The following is a 23603-nucleotide window of genomic DNA, read 5'->3' as shown; positions in this document are numbered from 1 at the left end:
CGCTTAGAGCTTTTGCTCTAACGCTCTTTAACAATGTATATCATGCTGACAAAGTAAGATACGTTTCAAGCGTATCCGGCAATTGTCGTGACATCATCGATTGACAGACCCTTTGGGGTTATATGGTCAAGCGATGAAGCGCATACGGTGGATGCCTAGGCAGTCAGAGGCGATGAAAGACGTGGAAGCCTGCGATAAGGTTCGGCGAGGTGGCAAACGACCTGCGACCCGGACATCTCTGAATGGGGAAACCCACCCAAGGTAACTTGGGTATCTCATGTTGAATATATAGACATGAGAGGCGAACCGGGGGAACTGAAACATCTAAGTACCCCGAGGAAAAGAAATCAACCGAGATTCCCCTAGTAGCGGCGAGCGAACGGGGACCAGCCCTTAAGCAACACAACTGGTAGGTGAACAGACTGGGAAGTCTGGCCATAGTGGGTGATAGCCCCGTAACCGAAACCTGAGTGTTGTGAAATCGAGTAGGTCGAGGCACGTGAAACCTTGACTGAAGACGGGGGGACCATCCTCCAAGGCTAAATACTCCTGACTGACCGATAGTGAACCAGTACCGTGAGGGAAAGGCGAAAAGAACCCCGGAGAGGGGAGTGAAATAGATCCTGAAACCGTATGCGTACAAGCAGTGGGAGCCAACTTGTTTGGTGACCGCGTACCTTTTGTATAATGGGTCAGCGACTTATTTTCAGTGGCGAGCTTAACCGTATAGGGGAGGCGTAGAGAAATCGAGTCTTAACTGGGCGACCAGTCGCTGGAAATAGACCCGAAACCGGGCGATCTATCCATGAGCAGGTTGAAGGTTGAGTAACATCAACTGGAGGACCGAACCAGGATCTGTTGAAAAAGATTTGGATGACTTGTGGATCGGAGTGAAAGGCTAATCAAGCCCGGAGATAGCTGGTTCTCCTCGAAAGCTATTTAGGTAGCGCCTCACGTATCACCGCCGGGGGTAGAGCACTGTTTCGGCTAGGGGGTCATCCCGACTTACCAACCCGAGGCAAACTCCGAATACCGGTGAGTGCAAGCGTGGGAGACACACAGCGGGTGCTAACGTCCGTTGTGAAAAGGGAAACAACCCAGACCGTCAGCTAAGGTCCCGAAATCCTGGTTAAGTGGGAAACGATGTGGGAAGGCTTAGACAGCTAGGAGGTTGGCTTAGAAGCAGCCATCCTTTAAAGAAAGCGTAATAGCTCACTAGTCGAGTCGGCCTGCGCGGAAGATGTAACGGGGCTCAAACCAGGTACCGAAGCTACGGGTTCGTCGAATGACGAGCGGTAGAGGAGCGTCGTGTAAGCCGATGAAGGTGTGTTGAGAAGCATGCTGGAGGTATCACGAGTGCGAATGCTGACATGAGTAACGACAAGGGGAGTGAAAAACTCCCCCGCCGGAAGACCAAGGGTTTCTGTTCGACGCTAATCGGAGCAGAGTGAGTCGGCCCCTAAGGCGAGGCCGAAAGGCGTAGTCGATGGGAAACGGGTCAATATTCCCGTACCTCACAGTATTGCGATGGGGGGACGAAGAAGGCTAGGTGAGCCAGGCGTTGGTTGTCCTGGTGAAAGCCGGTAGGCTGAGGATTCAGGTAAATCCGGATCCTCAAGGCCGAGAGGCGAGACGAACTGACTACGGTCAGGAAGTCATCGATGCCACGCTTCCAGGAAAAGCCTCTAAGCTTCAGATACTGTGAGACCGTACCCCAAACCGACACAGGTGGTCAGGTAGAGAATACCAAGGCGCTTGAGAGAACTCGGGTGAAGGAACTAGGCAAAATGGTGCCGTAACTTCGGGAGAAGGCACGCCGCATTAGGGTGAAGGTCCTCGCGACCGGAGCCTGACGCGGTCGAAGATACCAGGTGGCTGCAACTGTTTATTAAAAACACAGCACTCTGCAAACGCGCAAGCGGACGTATAGGGTGTGACGCCTGCCCGGTGCCGGAAGGTTAAGTGATGGTGTTAGCTCACGCGAAGCTCCTGATCGAAGCCCCGGTAAACGGCGGCCGTAACTATAACGGTCCTAAGGTAGCGAAATTCCTTGTCGGGTAAGTTCCGACCTGCACGAATGGCGTAATGATGGCCACGCTGTCTCCACCCGAGACTCAGTGAAATTGAAATCGCAGTGAAGATGCTGTGTACCCGCGGCTAGACGGAAAGACCCCGTGAACCTTTACTACAGCTTCACACTGGACGCTGATGTTGCTTGTGTAGGATAGCTGGGAGGCTTTGAAACCCTGTCGCCAGATGGGGTGGAGCCAACCTTGAAATACCAGCCTGGCATCATTGGCGTTCTAACTCAGGACCGTAATCCGGTTCGAGGACCGTGTGTGGTGGGTAGTTTGACTGGGGCGGTCTCCTCCCAAAGAGTAACGGAGGAGCACGAAGGTACCCTCAGCACGGTTGGAAATCGTGCAGTGAGTGCAAGAGCATAAGGGTGCTTAACTGCGAGACAGACACGTCGAGCAGATACGAAAGTAGGTTCTAGTGATCCGGTGGTTCTGTATGGAAGGGCCATCGCTCAACGGATAAAAGGTACTCCGGGGATAACAGGCTGATACCGCCCAAGAGTTCACATCGACGGCGGTGTTTGGCACCTCGATGTCGGCTCATCACATCCTGGGGCTGAAGTCGGTCCCAAGGGTATGGCTGTTCGCCATTTAAAGTGGTACGCGAGCTGGGTTTAGAACGTCGTGAGACAGTTCGGTCCCTATCTGCCGTGGGCGTTGGAGATTTGAGAAGCGCTGCTCCTAGTACGAGAGGACCGGAGTGGACGTACCTCTGGTGTTCCGGTTGTCACGCCAGTGGCATTGCCGGGTAGCTATGTACGGACGGGATAACCGCTGAAAGCATCTAAGCGGGAAGCCCCCTTCAAGATGAGATCTCCCTGAGGCCTTGAGCCTCCTAAAGGACCCAGCAAGACCAGCTGGTTGATAGGCCGGGTGTGGAAGCGCTGCAAGGCGTTGAGCTAACCGGTACTAATGGTCCGTGAGGCTTGACCATATAACACCCAAAGGGTTTTGGTCGATGATGTCTCGAATCAATTGACGGATACGATGAAACGTATCGTCAGCATGATATACATTGCCTTTTTCCGCCTGACGACCATAGCGAGTGGGAACCACCTGATCCCTTGCCGAACTCAGAAGTGAAACCGCTCAGCGCCGATGGTAGTGTGGGGTCTCCCCATGCGAGAGTAGGTCATCGTCAGGCATTTATTAAGAAGAAGCCCGGTTATCGAGAGATAATCGGGCTTTTTCGCATGCATGGGGCAGACCCCTCTCTTTATATGTGGGGCCGCGCCGATAACCCCCTCGGCGCGGTCCGGCCGCTCGCAAGCTCGCGTCGTTCGTCCCCCCTTGCAGCTTCGCTGCAAACCCTGGGGTGACTCACCCCCATGCGAGCGACCTTGCTGTCTAAGTGTCATCGTCAGGTATCGATTCAAAAGAAGGCCCAATTCCAGGAGGAGTTGGGCCTTCGTTTTGTAAAGAGCGTATGCATGGGCTCTCTACAAGTTCAGCCCCGCTTTTTATTTGTGGGGCCGCGCCGCCGCCCCCGAGGTGTGGTCCGGCCTGGCTCTTCTAAAGGGCGGGCTCGCGTCGTTCGTCACCCCTTGCAGCTTCGCTGCAGCCCTTGTGAAGAGCGCTGGGGTGACTCACCCCCATGCGAGCGACCTTGCTGTCTAAGCGTCATCGTCAGGCATTTATTCAAAAGTAGGCCCGATTATCGAGAGATAGTCGGGCCTTCTTTTTGTAAAGAACGCATGCATGGCTTTCTACAAGTTCAGCCCCGCTTTTTATATGTGGGGCCGCGCCGCCGCCCCCGAGGTGTGGTCCGGCCTGGCTCTTCTCAAGGGCGGGCTCGCGTCGTTCGTCCCCCTTGCAGCTTCGCTGCAGCCCTTGTGAAGAGCGCTGGGGTGACTCACCCCCATGCGAGCGGACTTGTTGTCTAAGCGTCATCGTCAGGCATTTATTCAGAAGAAGCCCAATTCCGAGAGGAGTTGGGCCTTCTTTTGTGTAAAGAGTCTTACCCGCGCCACCGGTGAGCGCCATCGCCTGGACGTTTGCGTGCCGGATGCGCTGCACCCGGGACAGGGCTACCTCGATAGCCTGTTCGCCATCAGCCCCTAGCTGTGAGGGGGCGACGGCTAGCTGCCGCCGCGGATTGAGCGGTGCATCAACGACTATCAGGCGCGACTTGTACAGGCCTGTCTTTGCCATTCGTGCTGTCTGGCGGCGAGGACCACGGCAGCGTGATGTGGCCGGCAGCATGTCAGCTCATCGAGCAGCTGAGCCATCGCTATCACCGGAATCTTCCACCAGAAGGGGAGAGTGGCGACCGACAAACTTGATTTAGGCTTGTGCGATACGCGGGTTGAAGCACGGCGGCTGGACCTCCATCTTGTACAAGCACGTGACAGATAGAGTCGATTGTCTAATTTATCGATCCATGGAGGATGTCATGACGCAGCAAGTGGAAGGCAAACGTGTCGCGATTCTCGCCACCCACGGTTTCGAGGAGTCGGAGCTGGCGGTACCCAAGGCGAAGCTTCAGCAGCAGGGCATCGTGGTGCACGTGGTCTCCCCGGAGGCCAAGGGCATCAAGGCCTGGGCAGAAAACGGCTGGGGTGACACCTACGACGTCGACGTGGCCCTGGATGATGTCAGCGAACATGACTATCACGCCCTGGTGTTGCCTGGCGGCCTGTTCAATCCCGACGCCCTGCGCCAGGACGAGAAGGCCTTGAGCTTCGTCAAGGCTTTCTTCCAGGCCCACAAGCCGGTGGCAGCGATCTGCCACGCCCCCTGGATCCTGATCAACGCCGGGGTGGTCGAAGGTCGCAGGCTGACCTCCTACCCGAGTGTCGAACAGGATCTGCGCAATGCAGGCGCCGACTGGGTTGACGAGCAGGTAGTGGTGGATAACGGCCTGGTGACCAGCCGTAAGCCCGATGATCTGGATATCTTCTGCCACAAGCTGGTCGAGGAAATCCACGAAGGGCGTCACGAGAAGCAGCACGCCTGACGCTGTTCGATACAGCAACCTGGCGGAACGCAACAGGCCCCCGGCGACTTGGTCGCCGGGGGCCTGTTGCGTGTCGAGGTGGTGTTGGCTGGTGATGTAGCCGAGCCAGTTCGACGGGCTAGTTTGACGGGCTGGTTCGAAGGGCTGGTTCGAAGGGCTAGTTCGACGGGCCTATTTGACGGTGGAAGAAGCGTTCATTGATGGAGTGACCGAATCGGTCTGTTCCTCGCCAGTGGGCTCGATGCGCTTTACGCCGAACCAGCCGGTCCAGGGTCCGATCATGGCCAGCAGGATCGAGAAGACGATACCCAGGTAGTTGAACAGCGCCCATGGGGCGTAGTCCAGGGTGGCGACACCCAGGGTGCCTGCCATGTAGACGGCGGAGACGGTCCAGGGGGCCAGCGGCTCGGGAATCATGCCGCCGTCTTCCATGCTGCGCGACAGATTGAGCTGGTGCAGGCCTCGTTTGCGATATTGCTCGGCGAACAGCTCACGGGTCAAAAAGAAGGTCACATAGCTGTTGCCGGTGGCCAGGATGATGGTACTGCTGGCCGCCAGCGAGGCCAGGATAGTGCCGCGGGCGGAGCGCACGTAGGCCAGGCTGCGATCGAGCACGACCTTGAGGATGCCGGCGGCCTCCAGCGCCGAGGCAAAGAAGAAGGCGCACAGCGCGAACAGCACTGCTCCGTGCATGCTGTAGAGCCCGCCACGGTTCAGCAGGCTGACCAGTGCCGGGGGCAGGGTGGCGACGTCCAGGCCCGGGTTGAAGCCGGCCAGCAGGCTGACGTTGAAGCCCGAGACTGCGGCCTTGGCCACCGCCTCGGGGCTGGCACCCTGGAGCAGTATCGCCAGCAGGGCGGCGCAGGCCGAGGCCAGGAACAGTACCACCAGGGTCGGCTTCTTGCGCACCGAGCCGAACAGCACGATGGCCACTGGCAGCAGCAACAGGAGGTTCAGCTGATAGAGCCCGCCGATGGTCTCGGCGCTGGCGGCGATGGCCTCCGGGGTGCCCTCTGCCAGGTCCATGTTGAGGCCGAGTATCAGGTAGACCACAGCGGCCACCACGCTGGCGGGCAGTGAGGTGTACATCAGGTGGCGGATGTGTCGGTACAGGTCTTCGCCTACCACCATGGACGCCATGATGGTGGTGTCCGACAGCGGCGACAGCTTGTCGCCGAAGTAGGCGCCTGAGAGCACCGCGCCGGCGGTGATCGCCAGGTTGATGTCCATGGCCGCGGCGATGCCCATGATGGCCACCCCCAGGGTCCCGGCGGAGCCCCAGGAGGTGCCGGTGAAGGTGGAGACGATGGCGGTGCCGAAGAACGCCATGACGTACAGGTAGCGGGGATCGATCAGCTCCAGGCCATGGTAGATGAAGTAGGGAATGGTGCCCGAGATCATCCAGGTGCCGATGATGATACCGATGCTGTAGAGCACCAGTAGCGCGGACAGGGCGGTGCGTACCTTGTTGCCCATGATGTCCATGACGCCTTCCCAGGTCCCGCCGTGCAGCAGACTGAACAGGGTGGCGGCGGCGCCCAGGGTGATCAGCACCAGTTCGGTGGGTAGGCCCGCCACCACGATGCCGTAGACGATGGCGAAGGCGATGGCGGTCAGCAGGATCAGGGATGGAACAAGTCCAGGTTGTCGTTGTATGGCTGGCATGGGATGTCCTCCTCGTGGTGATCAGCGTTCGAGCGCGGCGAACCCCCGCTCGAGGTCGTCGATGATGTCGTCGATGTGTTCAAGCCCGATGGCCAGGCGAATCAGCGGCTGGCCGCTGCCGTCGGGGCGCATGGGAGACAGCGCGAGACTTTCGTAGCCGCCCCAGCTGACGCCGATACGCATCAGTTCGAGGGCGTCGATGAAGTTCGCGATGCGCGAGTAGCTGGGGTGGTGAAGCGCAAGGCTGAGCAGGCCAGAATGGCCGTGCAGCTGGCGGGCGGCCCAGTCGGCGGCGGCGCCTTTGGCGAGGCTCGGGTGATGCACCGCTGCGACCTGCGGGTGGTCAGCGAGAAAACGGGCGACCGCCAAGGCGTTGCGCTGATGCTCGGCCATGCGCACCGGCAGGGTGCGTAGACCGCGCAGGATCAGCGAGGCGCTGTGGGGCGACAGGGCGGCGCCCAGCAACTGGTGACCGTTGGCGAAGAGCCTGTCGATCAGCTCGGCGTCGGCGATGACTGCGCCGCCGACCACGTCGCTGTGCCCGCCGATGTACTTCGACAGCGAATGCACCACCATATCGATGCCGTGGGTAAGCGGCTTCTGGAACAGCGGGGTGGCCCAGGTGTTGTCGATCAGCGTGAGGATGCCGCGTTTCCGGGCGATGGCGGAGATAGCCTCGAGGTCTGCCAGCTCCATGCGCAGCGATGACGGACTCTCGATGTAGATCAGGCGGGTCTCGGGCCGCAGGTGGTCGCTCAATTGCTGGTCACCGGCGATACCGTCGTGGCTGACGCCGTAGCGGGCCATATGGTCGAGCAACTCGACGCTCGGCCCGTAGGTCTGGTTGATGCGCAGGACGTGGTCGCCGTGCTTCAGCAACGAGAATAGCGTGGCGGAGATGGCGCCCATGCCGGAGGCAAAGGCCTTGCAGGCCTGGCCACGTTCCAGCGCCGCCAGCTTGTCCTCCAGCAACTTGACGGTGGGATTGAGCCCTCGGCTATAGATGAAGCGTTCGCGTTCGGCCAGCTGTGCGCGGCTGAAGCTATCAAGGTCCGGGAAGGTGAAGATGCTGGTCTGGTAGACGGGAGGTGCCACGGCGCCGTGATGATCCTGGCGCTGTTCGAAGGCGTGACTACAGATATGGCGATCCTGTGGGTCCACGGTGCGGTCTCCGCAAGCAGGGTGGATTGAGCTATCAGCCTGTCTGATAGCTAAGCTAGCACGGCCCTGCTGGCCCCACAATTGATCCAGAAGAGGTTTGCCGTTACCGTCGATCAGGCCCCTGGACGCCTTTCCTGCCTGGATGCCAACGTCATGAAACGACTCTACTTATCGGACACCGTCGCCGGAGAGATCAGCGCCTATATCGCCAAAGAGCAGTTGGCGCCGGGGGCGCGCCTACCTTCGGTGGGGGAGTGGATGGAGCGCCTGGAGGTAGGTCGATCTACCCTCCGGGAGGGCCTCAAGAAGCTCCAGGCCGAGGGCATCATCGAGGTGGTCAACGGCAAGGGGATCTTCGTCAGCGAACAGCGGACCTTTCAACTGCTGGCCAGTCTTGGCATCCACGACGCCAGGGCGCATCTGCTGGAGATGCTCGAGGTTCGCCAGGCGCTGGAGGCTCAGGCCATCCTGCTGGCCGTGCGGCATGCCGAAGAGGCCGCCTTCGAGGCCATGGCCGGCCACCTGGATGACTATCGACGTGCTCGGGCGAGGGAGGATTTCCTCGCGGTCAGCGAGGCCGACGCGGCCTTTCACCTTGCGATCTATCAGGCCTGCGGCAATCGCGTGCTGGTTGGGCTGATCCAGATGATGCACGACGAGCTGTACCTGTCCTGGGACTCGCCGGACGATCGTCATGAAGTCTTTGACGCAAGTTTTGCCCACCACGAAGACCTGCTCGAGGCCATGCGGCGGCGTGATGAGCAGGCCGCTCTGGCCGCCTTCGACAACCTGGTCGGTGCCACGCGCAAGAGCGTCGAGGCCATGGTGTCGTGAAGACGCCGGCCTGGTGGCTGGTTCCCCACAGACGTGTTGCAGACGCGTGGATTTCCGGCGACAGGCGACATTCGATAGACTATGCCCTTTTCCCGTGGAAGGGGCGAGGGATGACCATTGGTGAGCTGATTCGGCTGTTGAGTGACGGCGAGTTCCACTCCGGCCAGCAGCTGGGGGAAAAGCTGGGCGTGTCGCGGGCGGCGGTGTGGAAGCAGCTGCGCAAGCTTGAGGATCTCGGCATCCCCATGGAGGCGGTCAAGGGGCAGGGGTATCGGCTAGCCGAACCCCTTGAGCTGCTCGATGGGCCCTCGGTGGTGGCCGCGCTGTCACGCGAGTCGCGTCGGCACCTCTCGCGCCTCTTCGTGGAAGACACCCTGCCCTCGAGCAACGAGTTCCTGCGCGAGCGTTTTCGTCAGGGAGCAGGGCACGCTGAGGCCTGCCTGGTCGAACAGCAGAGCGCCGGCCGTGGGCGGCGCGGGCGCACCTGGACGACCCCCTGGGGGCGCACGCTGATGTGCTCCGTGGGCTGGCGCTTCGATTCGGGTGTCGCTGCCCTGGAAGGCCTCAGCCTGGCCATCGGTGTGGTGCTGGCCCAGGTGCTGGAGCGCCATGGGCTCAAGCCCGGGCTGAAGTGGCCCAACGACGTGCTGTTGCCCTTGGGGCCGCAAGGATCGGCTCAGCAAGGATTGGATGAGCAGGGAGCGACCGGGCAGGGGGCGGGTCAGCAAGGCTTTGGCAAGCTGGCCGGTATTCTGGTCGAGATGAGCGGTGACGCCGCTGGCCCCTGCGAGGTGGTGCTCGGTATGGGCATCAACGTGGATCTGCCGGAGAGCTTCCGGGCGAAGATCGATCAGCCGGTCGCTTGTGTGCATGATCAGGCTCCGGGGCTATCCCGTAACGTGCTGGCGGCCGAATTGCTGGACGGTCTGCTGGGCATGCTGGCAGGTTTCGAGGAGCAGGGGTTCGATGCCTGGCGCGACGCCTGGAACGCACGTCACGCCTTTGCCGGTTGGGACATCGAGATCATTCGAGGGGAGCAGCGCGAGCTGGCCCAGGCAGGAGACGTGGATGGCAGTGGCAATCTCTGGGTGCGCAAGGGCATTGACGGAGAGCGGCAAGAGCGCCTGGTGGGAGGAGAGATCAGCGTGCGGGCTCGCCCATGATTCTTGATCTGGATATCGGCAATACCCTGTCCAAGTGGCGCCTGAAGGACGCTGACAGCAGCGAGATTCGCTCCAGGGGCGCGGTGTGGACCCGGGAGGAGTGGAAGCCCGGGTCGGACATTCCCGACCTCGACGTGGTCGAGACGGTGCGCATTTCCAGTGTAGCGAGGCGTTCGGTGCTGGCGCAGACCGAGTCGCTGCTCAAGGACCGGGTGCGTTCGGTGCACGTGGCGCGCTCCTGCCACGAAGCGCTGGGCGTCACCAACGGCTATCACGAGCCGGGTCGACTGGGCGTGGATCGCTGGATGGGGGTGCTGGCGGGCTATCAGCTCGCCGGTGCCAGCTGCACGGTGGACTGTGGCAGTGCCATCACCATCGACTTCGTGCTGCCAGGCGGGCGTCATCTCGGGGGGTACATCCTGCCGGGGCTGCGTCTGATGAAAGAAAGCCTGAAGCTGGGCACCCGCAACGTGGCCATCGACCCGGACAGCGAGGCAGACGAGCTGCTCGCTCCTGGGCGGCGCACGGTAGAGGCGGTCAATCACGGTATCTACATGGCCGCTGTCAGCGCGGTCAATCGGATCTACAGCGAGGTCTGTGATCGTGAAGGGGTGGCGCTACCCATGCTGGTCACCGGCGGCGATGCCAGGGTGGTGTCTCGTGGTATTCGCGTACCCCACGCGATCTGGCCGGACATGGTCTACGCCGGCCTTGAAGCGTGTTTCCCTCTGACGGCAGCAGAACGTGCCGGCAAGATGGCGGGGGCGCCGGTGCCACCGGCTCCGGTGGCGCTGGAAAAGATCCGTGCGGGCCTGGCGTTTTCGATGCTGCTGTGACCGTGGTTTTCCGGTGCGCCGTAAAAAAAGCCTATGGAAGCCTTGCGTTATCCATTCTGCTTTGACACAATGCGCCGCGTTCCGAGGTACAGCGACCCGCGGGTTGCAGGCTGCCGTCGAGACAGGTTGTAAGAATTTTGCGTACAGCTTGATTCTTTTAAAACAACCACTTGACTTCTCGGAGCAGGGCGATAAAATACGTCGCCAGTTGGAGGGGTTCCCGAGTGGCCAAAGGGAGCAGACTGTAAATCTGCCGCGAAAGCTTCGAAGGTTCGAATCCTTCCCCCTCCACCAGATTTTGATCGACCAGAGTTGTGGTTTCTGGTTGATGCGGAGCAGGCGGTCGGACGCTGCCAGGCTGGTTTGGGTTCGGTGGGCTTTGCTTCAGCAAAGAAGGTTTAGTACCGATTTTGCGGGCATAGTTCAATGGTAGAACCTCAGCCTTCCAAGCTGATGATGCGGGTTCGATCCCCGCTGCCCGCTCCAGAGTTTAGGCAATGTGAAGTAGTTGGATTGCCGAAGAGTGCGCTCATGTAGCTCAGGGGTAGAGCACACCCTTGGTAAGGGTGAGGTCGACGGTTCAAATCCGTCCATGAGCTCCATCTAAGAAAAGCGAGCCTAGGCTCGCTTTTTCTTTCTCCGCCGCGTCTGCAGGGCGGAGGGGGTTGCCAGGCGAGATCCGTTTCGCTATCATTGCGCCCGCTGTTGCAGAGGCTGCCCGCAAAGGGTGGTTTGCATCGAGTACAGGCCAGTAGCTCAATTGGCAGAGCAGCGGTCTCCAAAACCGCAGGTTGGGGGTTCGATTCCCTCCTGGCCTGCCAGTCTTCCCCAGGCTGGCAGTTTTTTATATACTTTCGTGTTTCGATTGCCGCGCCCTGAGGAGTCTCGTTTTCATGAAGCATAACGCCGAGGTGCAGGAGTCGCGCCACGACGGGCTCAAGTGGGCGGTTGTCGCCGTTCTTCTGGTGCTGGCCGTCGTTGGCAACACCTACTTTGCCGACCAGCCGCTTCTGTATCGTGTTCTGGGCGTTGTTGCCCTGTCTGTCGTTGCTGCCCTGGTCGCATTGACCACCACCAAGGGGCGTGAATTGGTGGAGCTGGCGCAGAGCGCCAGGAAGGAAATTCAACGTGTCGTCTGGCCGACGCGCCCCGAAACCATCCAGACCACCGCCATCGTGCTGGTGGCTGTGCTGGTGGTCGGGCTGCTGCTCTGGTTGATCGACACGCTGCTCAGCTGGGCGATGTCCGGCGTCATCGGTTAGGAGTCTTCATGTCCAAGCGTTGGTACGTCGTCCACGCCTACTCCGGCTTCGAGAAGCACGTCATGCGCTCGCTGATCGAGCGTGTGAAGATGCACGGCATGGAAGATCTCTTTGGTGAGATTCTGGTGCCGACCGAAGAAGTCGTCGAGATGCGTGACGGCAAGCGCCGCAAGAGTGAGCGCAAGTTCTATCCCGGCTACGTGCTGGTCGAGATGGAAATGGTCGACGAGACCTGGCACCTGGTCAACGAGACGCCCCGTGTCATGGGCTTTATCGGCGGGACCAAGGAGAAGCCGGCGGCGATCACTCAGCGCGAGGCCGACGCCATTCTCAGTCGCGTCAGGGATGGGGCCGAAAAGCCGCGTCCCAAGACCATGTTCGAGCCCGGTCAGTCGGTGCGCGTCATCGATGGCCCCTTCGCCGATTTCAACGGCGTGGTCGAAGAGGTCAACTACGACAAGAGTCGTCTGCAGGTCAGTGTGCTGATCTTCGGGCGCGCCACTCCCGTCGAGCTGGAGTTTTCCCAGGTCGAGAAGGAGTAGGTCGACAAGTTTCTTACGGTGGGTCTGCTCAGGCAGGCCCGCCGTCATGTGCTGAAAGTTTTCAGTGCGTAGGGGTCGCCTCGAGGGGCGGCCGTTTTGTCCGGGGAGCCGCAAGGCGCTACTACCCAACTGGAGTCCATCATGGCCAAGAAAGTACAGGCTTACATCAAGCTGCAGGTTGCAGCTGGTAAGGCCAACCCGAGTCCCCCCGTGGGTCCCGCGCTGGGTCAGCACGGTGTCAACATCATGGAATTCTGCAAGGCGTTCAACGCCGAGACGCAGAACATCGAGCCGGGTCTCCCGACTCCCGTGGTCATCACCGTCTACTCCGACCGCAGCTTCACCTTCGTCACCAAGACACCGCCCGCCGCGGTGCTGCTGAAGAAGGCCGCTGGCATCAAGTCCGGCTCTGGTGAGCCGAACAAGAAGAAGGTCGGTACCGTGACCCGCGAGCAGCTCGAAGAGATCGCCAAGACCAAGGAGCCGGACATGACGGCTGCCGATCTCGACGCCGCGGTGCGTACCATTGCCGGTAGCGCCCGCAGCATGGGCCTCAACGTGGAGGGTCTCTGATCATGGCAAAGCTTACCAAGCGCGCAAAGCAGATTCGCGACAAGGTTGACGCCACCAAGGTCTACTCCATCGACGAGGCCGTGGCCCTGCTCTCCGAGCTGTCCACCGTCAAGTTCAAGGAGTCGCTGGACGTCGCCATCAACCTGGGCGTCGATCCGCGTAAATCCGACCAGGTGGTTCGCGGTGCGACCGTGATGCCCAACGGTACCGGCAAGGACGTGCGCGTTGCCGTCTTTACCCAGGGTGCCAACGAAGAAGCCGCCAAGGAAGCCGGTGCCGACATCGTCGGTATGGACGACCTGGCCGAGCAGGTCAAGAAAGGCCAGCTCGACTTCGACGTGGTCATTGCCTCGCCGGACGCCATGCGTGTCGTCGGCCAGCTGGGTCAGATCCTGGGTCCGCGTGGCCTGATGCCGAACCCCAAGGTCGGCACCGTGACCCCCGACGTCGCTACCGCCGTCAAGAACGCCAAGGCCGGTCAGGTGCGTTTCCGTACCGACAAGAACGGCATCATCCACACCACCCTGGGCAAGGTCGATTTCGAAGCCGACGCCATCAAGGGCAACCTGGATGCGCTGCTCGCCGACCTGAAGAAGCTCAAGCCGAGCACTTCCAAGGGCGTGTACTTCAAGAAGATGACCCTGTCCACCACCATGGGCCCGGGTCTGACCGTCGATCACTCCGCGCTGGTGTGATGCGACACAACAGGCAAGACACTTTGCGGTCCCCGTGCCGGGTGATTCACCCGGCCGGCGGGGCACCGTCAAAGACCGCAGGCGCCGCCGCCTGACCTTCGGGTCTGCCGGCGGCTTAATCGCCCCCGGGCACCTGCGCAGATGGTGTTGCCGCCAGGCATCTGGTGAGCACCATCATTGAAGCCCCTCTTCTACGGAAGGGGAGATGGTAACCATCGGAGCCCTCGGGTTCCGGCACGAAGGAGTGATCACAGTGGCACTAGCACTCGAAGGCAAGAAGGCAATTGTTGCCGAGGTCAGTGAAGTCGCCAAGGATGCACTCTCCGTCGTAGTTGCCGACTCTCGCGGCGTCGCGGTCCACAAGATGACCGAACTGCGCAAGCAGGCTCGCGAGAATGGCGTCCAGGTGCGTGTTGTGCGCAACACCCTGGCACGCCGCGCCCTGACCGGTACTCCCTGGGAGTGCCTGTCAGAGACCTTCGTTGGTCCGACTCTGCTGGCCTTCTCCAACGAACATCCGGGCGCTGCCGCTCGTCTGTTCAAGGAGTTCGCCAAGGATGAGAAGAACTTCGAAGTCAAGGCGCTGGCCTATGAAGGTGAGCTGATCCCGGCAAGCGATATCGACCGTCTGGCGACCCTGCCGACCTACGATGAGGCGATCGCCAAGCTGATGTCCGTCATGAAGGAAGCTTCTGCCGGCAAGCTGGTTCGTACTCTCGCTGCGCTGCGCGACCAGAAGCAGGAAGAAGCCGCTTAAGGCGTCGTCCTGTCGACCGACCACGATCCATTTCGCGTTCTCGGGTGACCGAGACGCCCGCAAAGTTAGGAATCTAGACAATGGCACTGACCAAAGAAGATATCATCAACGCCGTCTCCGACATGTCCGTCATGGAAGTCGTCGAGCTGATCGAAGCCATGGAAGAGAAGTTCGGCGTTAGCGCCGCTGCTGCTGTCGTGGCTGGCCCGGGCGCTGGTGGCGAAGCCGCCGCTGCCGAAGAGCAGACCGAGTTCGACCTGGTGCTGACCTCCGCTGGCGACAAGAAGGTCAACGTCATCAAGGCCGTCCGCGAGATCACTGGTCTCGGCCTGAAGGAAGCCAAGGGTGCCGTCGACGGCGCGCCGGCGACCATCAAGGAAGCGATGAGCAAGGACGACGCGGAAGAAGCCAAGAAGAAGCTGGAAGAAGCCGGCGCGTCCGTGGAGCTCAAGTAATCCTTGTGCCCATGGCTTTACGCGCTGCGTAAGCTTCCACGGCTGGTGGCGGGACGCCCGCTACCGGCCTTTTTCTGTTGTCACTAGCTGCCTGCCCCCAAGGGCCTGTAGCTTGCAGAATTCCGACGGCGAGTCACTCATCCGAGGACTTGCCGTCAGCGCCTGACGGAGACCGTCCGTCGGGTGGCGCCGACACGCATCGGTCACCCATGGTGAACAAGCTGGGGAATACAGATGGCTTACTCATACACTGAGAAAAAACGCATCCGCAAGGATTTCGGCAAACTGCCCCAAGTGATGGATGTGCCTTACCTGCTGGCCATCCAGCTTGATTCCTACTACGACTTTCTCCAGCAGGACCGCTCTCCCGAAGAGCGTATGGAAGTCGGCCTGCACGCCGCCTTCAGGTCCGTGTTCCCGATCGAGAGCTTCTCCGGCAACGCTGCGCTCGAGTACGTCAGCTATCGTTTCGGCACTCCGGCCTTCGACGTCAAGGAATGCCAGCTGCGCGGCGTCACCTACTCCGCTCCTCTGCGTGTCAAGGTTCGCCTGATCATCTACGACAAGGAGTCGTCGAACAAGGCCATCAAGGACATCAAGGAGCAGGAAGTCTACATGGGGGAGATCCCCCTGATGACCGAGAACGGTACCTTCGTGGTGAACGGTACCGAGCGCGTCATCGTGTCTCAGCTTCACCGTAGTCCCGGCGTGTTCTTCGATCACGACAAGGGCAAGAGCCACAGCTCCGGTAAGCTTCTGTACTCCGCTCGCGTGATTCCTTACCGCGGCTCCTGGCTGGACTTCGAGTTCGACCCGAAGGACAACGTCTTCGTGCGTATCGACCGTCGTCGCAAACTGCCGGCGTCCGTGCTGCTGCGCGCGCTGGGCATGAGCGCCGAGGAGATCCTCGACGAGTTCTTCGACACCAGCACCTTCCATATCGAGAAGTCTGGCTTCTCGGTGGAGCTGGTGCCGTCTCGCCTGCGTGGCGAGACCGCGACCTTTGACATCAAGGGCGCCGACGGTGAGGTCATCGTCGAAGAGGGGCGTCGTGTCACCCAGAAGCATATCCGCCAGCTGGAGAAGGCGGGTCTCGAGCGTCTGGAAGTGCCGATGGACTACCTGTTCGGCAAGACCCTGGCCAAGGACCAGATCAACCCTGCCACCGGCGAGCTGATCTGCCCCTGCAACTCCGAGATCACCCCGGAGCTGCTCGAGGCCCTCGGTCAGGCCGGCATCACCACCATCGAGACGCTCTACACCAACGATCTGGACTGCGGTCCCTTCGTCTCCGACACCCTCAAGCTGGACACCACCGGTTCCCAGCTCGAGGCGCTGGTCGAGATCTACCGTATGATGCGCCCCGGCGAGCCGCCCACCAAGGAAGCCGCCGAGACGCTGTTCAACAACCTGTTCTTCAGCGAAGACCGCTATGACCTGTCCGGCGTCGGCCGGATGAAGTTCAACCGTCGTCTGCGTCGTGATTCCGACACCGGTTCCGGTGTGCTGGATCGTACCGACATCCTCGACGTGCTGCGCGAGCTGATCAACATCCGTAACGGCTTTGGCGATGTCGACGACATCGACCACCTGGGCAACCGCCGCATCCGCTGCGTCGGCGAAATGGCAGAAAACCAGTTCCGTGTCGGCCTGGTGCGTGTCGAGCGCGCGGTCAAGGAGCGTCTGTCCATGGCCGAGAGCGAAGGCCTGATGCCTCAGGACCTGATCAATGCCAAGCCGGTGGCCGCTGCGGTGAAGGAGTTCTTTGGCTCCTCTCAGCTGTCCCAGTTCATGGACCAGAACAACCCGCTGTCCGAGGTGACCCACAAGCGTCGTGTGTCTGCTCTCGGCCCGGGTGGTCTGACCCGTGAGCGCGCCGGTTTCGAGGTGCGTGACGTTCACGCTACCCACTACGGCCGTCTGTGCCCGATCGAGACGCCGGAAGGTCCGAACATCGGCCTGATCAACTCGCTGGCGACCTACAGCCACACCAACAGCTACGGCTTCCTCGAGACGCCGTACCGTAAGGTCGTGGATGGCGTGGTCACCGACGAGGTGGTGCACCTGTCGGCCATCGAGGAAGGTGACTTCGTCATCGCCCAGGCCTCGGCCACCGTCAACGCCGACAAGAAGCTGGTCGACGACCTGGTTCAGGTGCGTCATCGCGGCGAGACCACCTTCATGCGTCCCGAACAGGTGACGCTGATGGACGTGTCTCCGCGCCAGGTGGTGTCCGTCGCCGCCGCACTGATTCCGTTCCTCGAGCACGATGACGCCAACCGCGCCCTGATGGGTGCCAACATGCAGCGTCAGGCGGTGCCGACCCTGCGTGCCGACAAGCCGCTGGTCGGTACCGGCATGGAGCGCTTCGTCGCCCGTGACTCCGGTGTCTGTGCCGTGGCCCGTCGTGGCGGCGTGATCGACTCGGTCGACGCCAAGCGCATCGTGGTGCGGGTCAACGAAGACGAGATCATCGGCGGTGAGGCCGGTGTCGACATCTACAACCTGACCAAGTACCTGCGTTCGAACCAGAACACCTGCCAGAACCAGCGTCCGATCGTTCGCCCCGGCGACAACGTCGCGCGTGGTGACATCCTGGCCGACGGTCCGTCCGTCGACATGGGTGACCTGGCGCTTGGCCAGAACATGCGCATCGCCTTCATGCCGTGGAACGGTTACAACTTCGAGGACTCCATCCTGCTGTCCGAGCGGGTGGTCCAGGAAGACCGTTTCACTACCATCCACATCCAGGAACTGACCTGTGTGTCCCGTGACACCAAGCTGGGGCCGGAGGAGATCACCTCCGATATTCCCAACGTCGGTGAATCGGCACTGGGCAAGCTGGATGAGGCCGGTGTGGTGTACATCGGTGCCGAGGTCGGCGCCGGCGACATCCTGGTCGGCAAGGTCACGCCCAAGGGCGAGACCCAGCTGACCCCGGAAGAGAAGCTGCTGCGTGCGATCTTCGGTGAGAAGGCGTCCGACGTGAAGGACACCTCCCTGCGTGCCCCCACCGGCATGAAGGGCACCGTCATCGACGTTCAGGTGTTCACCCGCGACGGCGTCGAGAAGGACTCGCGCGCTCTGTCCATCGAGCAGATGCAGCTCGACGAGGTGCGCAAGGACCTGCAGGAGACCTACCGCATCGCCGAGGACGCCACCTTCGAGCGTCTCAAGCGCACCCTGTCCGGTCAGCCGGTCAACGGTGGTCCGCGCCTGTCCAAGGATGATGTGCTGTCCGAGGACTATCTCGAGGAGCTGCCGCGTCAGCAGTGGTTCAAGCTGCGCATGCAGGACGAGAAGCTCAATGAACTGCTGGCTCAGGCCGACGAGCAGCTCGAGAACCGTCGCAAGGAAATGGACGAGCGTTTCGAAGACAAGAAGCGCAAGCTCACCCAGGGCGACGATCTGGCGCCGGGCGTGCTCAAGATCGTCAAGGTCTACCTGGCGATCAAGCGTCGCCTGCAGCCGGGTGACAAGATGGCCGGCCGTCACGGTAACAAGGGTGTCATCTCGGCCATCATGCCGATTGAGGACATGCCGTTCGACGACAACGGTGAGCCCATCGACGTGGTGCTGAACCCGCTGGGTGTACCGTCGCGGATGAACGTCGGTCAGATCCTCGAGACGCACCTGGGCATGGCGGCCCGCGGTCTCGGCGTGAAGATCGAGCACATGCTGCGTGACGCCCGCGAGCAGCAGCTCACTCAGCTGCGAGAGTTCCTCGGTGAGGTCTACAACTCCACCCAGGGTACCCGCGTCGAGGAGATCGAGTCGCTGTCCGATGACGAGATCATCGCGCTGGCCAAGAACCTGAAGAAGGGCGTGCCGATGGCGACGCCGGTGTTCGACGGTGCCAAGGAGCACGAGATCAAGCACCTGCTGAAGCTGGCCGATCTGCCGGATTCCGGCCAGATGACCCTGTACGACGGGCGTACCGGCGAGTCGTTCGATCGTCCGGTGACGGTGGGCTACATGTACATGCTGAAGCTCAACCACCTGGTCGACGACAAGATGCACGCGCGTTCCACCGGCTCCTACTCGCTGGTCACCCAGCAGCCGCTGGGCGGCAAGGCGCAGTTCGGTGGTCAGCGCTTTGGTGAGATGGAGGTCTGGGCCCTGGAGGCCTACGGCGCCGCTTACACTCTGCAGGAAATGCTCACGGTCAAGTCCGATGACGTGGAAGGTCGTACCAAGATGTACAAGAGCATCGTGGATGGCGATCACACCATGCAGGCGGGCATGCCGGAATCCTTCAACGTATTGGTGAAGGAAATCCGCTCGCTGGGCATCGATATCGAACTGGAGAGCTGAGGCGGCCCGAAAGGCGCTTCAATGAATGACGGTCCGCGGGGAGCAATAGCTCCCCGCCCATGACAACTCCGCAACGGAGCCGACCTAATGAAAGATTTGGTGAAAGTCCTCAAATCGCAGTCACAGTCCGACGAGTTCGACGCGATCAAGATCACGCTCGCGTCGCCGGACATGATCCGCTCCTGGTCCTTTGGCGAGGTCAAGAAGCCGGAGACCATCAACTACCGGACTTTCAAGCCCGAGCGTGATGGCCTGTTCTGCGCCAAGATCTTCGGTCCGGTGAAGGACTACGAGTGCCTGTGCGGCAAGTACAAGCGCATGAAGCACCGCGGCATCATCTGCGAAAAGTGCGGCGTCGAAGTCACCAAGGCCGCCGTGCGCCGCGAGCGCATGGGGCACATCGAGCTGGCTAGCCCGGTCGCCCACATCTGGTTTCTGAAGTCGCTGCCGTCTCGCATCGGCATGCTGATGGACATGACCCTGCGCGACATCGAGCGCGTGCTCTATTTCGAGAGCTTCATGGTCGTCGATCCCGGCATGACCACCCTCGAGCGTGGCCAGCTGCTCAACGACGAGCAGTACTTCGAGGCCCTCGAGGAGTTCGGCGATGACTTCGACGCCCGCATGGGTGCCGAGGCCGTCCAGGCGATGCTCAAGGATATCGATCTCGAGGAAGAGATCGAGCGTCTGCGCGAAGAGATCCCGCAGACCAACTCCGAGACCAAGATCAAGAAGCTGTCCAAGCGTCTGAAGCTGCTCGAAGCCTTCCAGGGCTCCGGCAACGATCCGGCGTGGATGGTGATGGAAGTGCTGCCCGTGCTGCCGCCGGACCTGCGTCCGCTGGTACCGCTGGATGGCGGCCGCTTCGCGACCTCGGATCTCAACGATCTGTACCGTCGCGTGATCAACCGCAACAACCGCTTGAAGCGTCTGCTCGACCTCAACGCGCCGGACATCATCGTGCGCAACGAGAAGCGCATGCTGCAGGAGTCCGTCGATGCGCTGCTCGACAACGGTCGTCGCGGTCGCGCCATCACCGGCTCCAACAAGCGTCCGTTGAAGTCGCTGGCCGACATGATCAAGGGCAAGCAGGGGCGTTTCCGTCAGAACCTGCTGGGCAAGCGCGTCGACTACTCCGGCCGCTCGGTCATCACCGTGGGCCCGACCCTGCGTCTGCACCAGTGCGGTCTGCCCAAGAAGATGGCGCTTGAGCTGTTCAAGCCGTTCATCTACTCCAAGCTGCAGGCCAGCGGCCAGGCGTCCACCATCAAGGCCGCCAAGAAGATGGTCGAGCGCGAGCTGCCGGAGGTGTGGGACATCCTCGCCGACGTCATCCGCGAGCACCCGGTGCTTTTGAACCGCGCCCCGACCCTGCACCGTCTCGGTATCCAGGCGTTCGAGCCGCTGTTGATCGAAGGCAAGGCGATCCAGCTGCACCCGCTGGTGTGTGCCGCCTACAACGCCGACTTCGACGGTGACCAGATGGCCGTGCACGTGCCGCTGACGCTGGAAGCCCAGCTCGAAGCGCGCGCGCTGATGATGGCCACCAACAACGTGCTGTCACCGGCCAACGGCGAGCCGATCATCGTGCCGTCCCAGGACGTGGTGCTGGGTCTGTACTACATGACCCGCGAGCGCATCAACGCCAAGGGCGAGGGCATGGTGTTCTCCGACCTCAACGAGGTCGAGCGCGCCTTCGGCACCCAGAACGTGTCGCTGCACGCCCGCGTCAAGGTGCGCCTGGACGAGGTCGACATCGACGAAGAGACCGGCGAGCGCTCCGAGCACCGCCGTCTGCGTGACACCACCGTCGGCCGTGCGCTGCTGTTCCGCATCCTGCCGCAAGGGGTGCCCTTCGATCTGGTCGACCAGGCCATGAAGAAGAAGGCCATCTCCAAGCTGATCAACGAAGTGTATCGTCGCGCCGGTCTCAAGGCCGCGGTCATCTTCGCCGACCAGCTGATGTACACCGGCTTCCGTCTGGCCACCTGGTCCGGCGCCTCCATCGGCGTCAACGACTTCGTCATCCCGGACGCCAAGGCCGAGATCGTCGAGGCGGCCGAGGAAGAGGTCAAGGAAATCGAGGACCAGTTCTCCTCCGGTCTGGTGACCGCGGGCGAGAAGTACAACAAGGTCATCGATATCTGGGCGCGTGCCAACGACCAGGTCGCCAAGGCGATGATGGCGGGCATCTCCAAGGAGACCGTGATCGACCGCGAAGGCAAGGAAGTCGAACAGGACTCCTTCAACAGCGTCTTCATCATGGCCGACTCCGGTGCCCGTGGTAGCGCCGCCCAGATCCGCCAGCTGGCGGGCATGCGTGGCCTGATGGCCAAGCCGGATGGCTCGATCATCGAGACCCCGATCGTCGCCAACTTCCGTGAAGGTCTGAACGTACTCCAGTACTTCATCTCGACCCACGGTGCGCGTAAGGGTCTGGCGGATACCGCCCTGAAGACCGCCAACTCCGGTTACCTGACCCGTCGTCTGGTCGACGTCGCCCAGGACGTGGTCATCACCGAGGTCGACTGTGGCACCGAGCGTGGCCTGACCCTGCACCCGGTCATCGAAGGCGGCGACATCATCGTCTCGCTGGCCCAGCGTGTACTCGGCCGTGTGGTCGCTCAGGACGTCATCGACCCGAGCACCGACGAAGTGCTGATTCCGCGCGGCACCCTGCTGGACGAGGCCTGGTGCGAGCAGCTCGACACCATGGGCGTCGACGAGATCATCGTGCGCAGCACCATCACCTGTGAAACCAGTCACGGTGTGTGTTCGTCCTGTTACGGGCGCGATCTGGCCCGTGGCCACCAGGTCAACATCGGTGAGTCGGCCGGCGTCATCGCCGCCCAGTCCATCGGTGAGCCGGGTACCCAGCTGACCATGCGTACCTTCCACATCGGTGGTGCCGCCTCGCGGGCCTCTGCGGTGGACAGCGTCCAGGTCAAGCATGGCGGCAAGGTGCGCCTGCACAACATCAAGTACGTGGAACGCGCCGACGGCAAGCTGGTCGTGGTGTCGCGCTCCAGCGCCCTGGCGGTGGCCGACGAGCATGGCCGCGAGCGTGAGTACTACAAGCTGCCTTACGGTGCCGAGCTTTCGGTGCGTGACGGTGATGCGGTCGATCCCGGTCAGGCCGTGGCCAAGTGGGATCCGCACACCCACCCGATCGTCGCCGAAGCGGAAGGCCAGGTGCACTACGTCGACATGGACGAAGGCCTGACCATGCACCGCAGCGTCGACGAGATGACCGGTCTGTCCTCGATCGAGATCATCGAGTCCGCGGCGCGGCCGATGGCCGGTCGCGACAAGCGCCCGATGATCATGCTCAACGACGCCGCCGGCAAGCCGGTGACCGTCTCCGGCAGCGACACTCCGGTGCAGTACCCGCTGCCCGGCAAGGCAATCGTCACCGTCGACAATGGCTCGTCCATCGGCATCGGTGAGATCGTCGCGCGTATCCCGGTGGAGGCGTCCGGCAACAAGGACATCACCGGTGGTCTGCCGCGCGTCGCCGACCTGTTCGAGGCGCGCAAGCCGAAGGAGCCGTCCATCCTGGCCGAGATCAGCGGTGTGATCAGCTTCGGCAAGGAAACCAAGGGCAAGCGTCGTCTGACCATCACCCCGTCCGAAGGCGACCCCTTCGAGATGCTGATTCCCAAGTGGCGTCAGATCGCGGTGTTCGAGGGCGAGACGGTCGAGAAGGGCGAGGTGATCTCGGATGGTCCGAGCAACCCGCACGACATCCTGCGACTGCTCGGCATCGCCGAGCTGGCCAAGTACATCGTGGCCGAGGTGCAGGACGTCTATCGTCTGCAGGGCGTTGGCATCAACGACAAGCACATCGAAGTGATCGTGCGTCAGATGCTGCGCAAGGTCGAGATCACCGACGCCGGTGACTCCGACTTCATTCCGGGTGATCAGGTCGAGCTGGTCCGTGTGCTGGAGCAGAATGCCGTGCTCCAGGCCAATGACAAGTTCCCGGCCAAGTACCAGCGCCTGCTGCTGGGTATCACCAAGGCCAGCCTGGCCACCGAGTCGTTCATCTCTGCGGCCTCCTTCCAGGAGACGACCCGCGTGCTGACCGAAGCGGCGGTCACCGGCAAGCGCGACTACCTGCGCGGCCTGAAGGAAAACGTGGTGGTGGGACGTCTGATCCCGGCCGGTACCGGCCTGACCCACCACGAGGAGCGTCGTCGCAAGCGTGAAGACACCGAGCGACTGCTCCAGCCGTCGGCCTACGACGTCGAGCAGGAGCTGGGCGCCCAGCTCACCGCGCTGGACTCGGACGACGACGAGATCTGATGTCGGC

At 61.6% G+C, this 23603-nt stretch carries 15 protein-coding genes, 4 tRNA genes and 2 rRNA genes; 19 read left to right on the top strand and 2 right to left on the bottom strand.

The annotated features are described in order from the left end of the window. Nucleotides 1-124 precede the first annotated feature (124 nt). The 4 genes from NFG57_RS18965 (at nucleotide 125) to NFG57_RS18950 (ending at nucleotide 5034) form a co-directional block, all read left to right on the top strand. Nucleotides 125-3012: ribosomal RNA gene (locus NFG57_RS18965) — 23S ribosomal RNA — on the top strand. Between the two features lie 94 nt (nucleotides 3013-3106). After that, nucleotides 3107-3222, top strand: a 5S ribosomal RNA gene (gene rrf / locus NFG57_RS18960). 554 nt (nucleotides 3223-3776) lie between these two features. After that, a complete protein-coding gene (locus tag NFG57_RS18955) occupies nucleotides 3777-3914 on the top strand; it encodes a hypothetical protein (RefSeq protein ID WP_348814959.1) in 138 nt (45 codons plus the stop codon). Nucleotides 3915-4470: 556 nt separating this feature from the next. Continuing rightward, on the top strand, nucleotides 4471-5034 hold the full coding sequence (locus NFG57_RS18950) for a type 1 glutamine amidotransferase domain-containing protein (RefSeq protein WP_348814958.1): 564 nt from the start codon (nucleotides 4471-4473) through the stop codon (nucleotides 5032-5034). A 171-nt stretch (nucleotides 5035-5205) separates the two neighbouring features. Here NFG57_RS18950 and nhaC read toward each other — a convergent pair whose 3' ends face one another. Then, nucleotides 5206-6699, bottom strand: a complete 1494-nt coding sequence (nhaC, locus tag NFG57_RS18945) for a Na+/H+ antiporter NhaC (protein WP_108133873.1) — start codon at nucleotides 6697-6699, stop codon at nucleotides 5206-5208. Nucleotides 6700-6720: 21 nt separating this feature from the next. Further along, nucleotides 6721-7860 (bottom strand): aminotransferase class I/II-fold pyridoxal phosphate-dependent enzyme, encoded by a 1140-nt coding sequence (locus NFG57_RS18940; protein ID WP_348814957.1) that lies wholly within the window; start codon nucleotides 7858-7860, stop codon nucleotides 6721-6723. 153 nt (nucleotides 7861-8013) lie between these two features. On the opposite strand from NFG57_RS18940, the gene NFG57_RS18935 reads away from it, so the two are divergent. From NFG57_RS18935 to rpoC, 15 genes are all read left to right on the top strand, one after another. Next, the gene (locus NFG57_RS18935) at nucleotides 8014-8694 is read left to right on the top strand and encodes an FCD domain-containing protein (protein ID WP_222517136.1); all 681 of its coding nucleotides are present in this window, start codon (nucleotides 8014-8016) and stop codon (nucleotides 8692-8694) included. A 110-nt stretch (nucleotides 8695-8804) separates the two neighbouring features. Further along, complete coding sequence (locus NFG57_RS18930; protein WP_108133876.1) at nucleotides 8805-9857, top strand: biotin--[acetyl-CoA-carboxylase] ligase; 1053 nt, start codon at nucleotides 8805-8807, stop codon at nucleotides 9855-9857. Then, nucleotides 9854-10693, top strand: coding sequence for a type III pantothenate kinase (locus NFG57_RS18925; RefSeq protein ID WP_045990874.1), 840 nt, complete (start codon nucleotides 9854-9856; stop codon nucleotides 10691-10693). Before NFG57_RS18930 ends, NFG57_RS18925 begins: the two co-directional genes overlap by 4 nt. A 210-nt stretch (nucleotides 10694-10903) precedes the next feature. Continuing rightward, a tRNA-Tyr gene (locus tag NFG57_RS18920) sits at nucleotides 10904-10987 on the top strand. 118 nt (nucleotides 10988-11105) lie between these two features. Beyond that, a tRNA-Gly gene (locus NFG57_RS18915) sits at nucleotides 11106-11179 on the top strand. Nucleotides 11180-11220: 41 nt separating this feature from the next. Next, nucleotides 11221-11295: transfer RNA gene (locus NFG57_RS18910), tRNA-Thr, on the top strand. A gap of 143 nt (nucleotides 11296-11438) precedes the next feature. Further along, a tRNA-Trp gene (locus NFG57_RS18905) sits at nucleotides 11439-11514 on the top strand. Between the two features lie 72 nt (nucleotides 11515-11586). Then, nucleotides 11587-11955, top strand: a complete 369-nt coding sequence (gene secE / locus NFG57_RS18900; protein ID WP_348814956.1) for a preprotein translocase subunit SecE — start codon at nucleotides 11587-11589, stop codon at nucleotides 11953-11955. Nucleotides 11956-11963: 8 nt separating this feature from the next. Next, nucleotides 11964-12497, top strand: coding sequence for a transcription termination/antitermination protein NusG (nusG, locus tag NFG57_RS18895; RefSeq protein ID WP_045990872.1), 534 nt, complete (start codon nucleotides 11964-11966; stop codon nucleotides 12495-12497). 141 nt (nucleotides 12498-12638) lie between these two features. After that, entirely contained in the window at nucleotides 12639-13070 is a 432-nt protein-coding gene (gene rplK, locus NFG57_RS18890; protein ID WP_045990871.1) for a 50S ribosomal protein L11, read from the top strand. A 2-nt stretch (nucleotides 13071-13072) separates the two neighbouring features. Beyond that, nucleotides 13073-13765: a 50S ribosomal protein L1 gene (gene rplA, locus NFG57_RS18885; RefSeq protein ID WP_045990870.1), complete on the top strand. Its 693-nt coding sequence runs from the start codon at nucleotides 13073-13075 to the stop codon at nucleotides 13763-13765. A gap of 253 nt (nucleotides 13766-14018) precedes the next feature. Further along, nucleotides 14019-14522, top strand: a complete 504-nt coding sequence (rplJ, locus tag NFG57_RS18880; protein WP_045990869.1) for a 50S ribosomal protein L10 — start codon at nucleotides 14019-14021, stop codon at nucleotides 14520-14522. Between the two features lie 80 nt (nucleotides 14523-14602). Further along, nucleotides 14603-14977: a 50S ribosomal protein L7/L12 gene (gene rplL / locus NFG57_RS18875; protein WP_108133877.1), complete on the top strand. Its 375-nt coding sequence runs from the start codon at nucleotides 14603-14605 to the stop codon at nucleotides 14975-14977. A 234-nt stretch (nucleotides 14978-15211) separates the two neighbouring features. Then, entirely contained in the window at nucleotides 15212-19291 is a 4080-nt protein-coding gene (gene rpoB / locus NFG57_RS18870; RefSeq protein WP_108133878.1) for a DNA-directed RNA polymerase subunit beta, read from the top strand. Nucleotides 19292-19378: 87 nt separating this feature from the next. Continuing rightward, nucleotides 19379-23596 (top strand): DNA-directed RNA polymerase subunit beta', encoded by a 4218-nt coding sequence (gene rpoC, locus NFG57_RS18865; protein ID WP_045990866.1) that lies wholly within the window; start codon nucleotides 19379-19381, stop codon nucleotides 23594-23596. Nucleotides 23597-23603 lie beyond the last annotated feature (7 nt).

The organism is Halomonas sp. H10-59 (assembly GCF_040070555.1).
Classification (GTDB): Bacteria; Pseudomonadota; Gammaproteobacteria; order Pseudomonadales; family Halomonadaceae; genus Halomonas; species Halomonas litopenaei.
This window is presented reverse-complemented; position numbering and strand designations above follow the sequence as displayed.